This is a genomic window from Psychrobacter sp. 1U2 (genome assembly GCF_051847575.1).
In genome coordinates, this window is the sequence record NZ_JBPYDC010000473.1 from 1 (window position 1) to 1,042 (window position 1,042).

1 protein-coding gene is annotated in these 1,042 nt (G+C 38.6%); it reads right to left on the bottom strand.

The genetic code is table 11. The annotated features are described in order from the left end of the window. Positions 1-958, bottom strand: a 958-nt coding sequence (locus ACS8FD_RS16665; RefSeq protein WP_439276660.1) for a hypothetical protein, incomplete at its 3' end; no start/stop codon positions are given. Positions 959-1,042: the final 84 nt, after the last annotated feature.

Below are 1,042 nucleotides of genomic sequence, written 5' to 3' on the forward strand. Positions count from 1 at the left end.
CGGATGCTTTACTGCCTTTAAGGGCATCTTGAACCTCTTTAATCAGATTCTTGCTAAAGCTTGGATACTCCCTACTATTGGTACTTTTTTTGTCTGATTCTGAATAACTTGCTATAAATAACTCTGACCAAGTAAGCGGCTGTGGGTTTGATTTAAACACCTCTTGATTATAACTAATAGGCTTATTTGTGGTTAAGCCCGTCGTTTTAATCTTGCCCTGTCTAACAACAGTGAGCGCACTATCTATATCGGCACCCTTCATCTGCCGCCAATGATAGTCAGCGTATTTTACTAACTGTGATAAATGTGGTTTATTTTTATCTTTATTCTGTAGTTTTAGCTTCTTACAAATATCATCAACAATGGTTTCAAACGATTTCACACCTTCTTTTTTTAACTTTTTATCTTTTAGCGCATATAAGAAGCAAAGTGTCATATCATCAGGTACGTACTCTACATAGCGCTGTAAGCTTGTAGCAGATATATCCTCTGAAGTATGAGCTTGCGTATAAGAACAACCGTAACTTTCATCATCAATACTGAGCAAGATTAGCGCCAAACTCTCGCTACTGACACCTGAACCTGATAACTCATCAGTTGCTGGTAGCTGCAATTGATATATCTCACGTTCGCCTAGGAGCCATTGATACAGTGCTTTTAACACATCTATGTCATTCAATCCCCCATACATCACGCTACAGTAGAGCACTGACTCAATCAAATCATTGTTTGAGAACCTTCTTTTCCGTTGCCATATCTCAATTATTTGCTGGCTAGCAAGGCTTACTTGAGCACCACTTACCATCCAATCATAGGATATTGTTAAATGATCACGCTCTGCTATGACTGGCACAACTGGTTCATCCATACTCAGTTCATGAGATTTGTTATAACTCCGTATGTATTCTAAAAATCCTTGTCTGGCTAAGTGATAGCTATGCGCAGTATCAAAATGCACCTCAAGTATGCTACCAATGGTTTGATAGTATTCAGTTAGGTCTGTTCCTGTGAGTATGTGATTGTCATCAACATACGAAGCTAT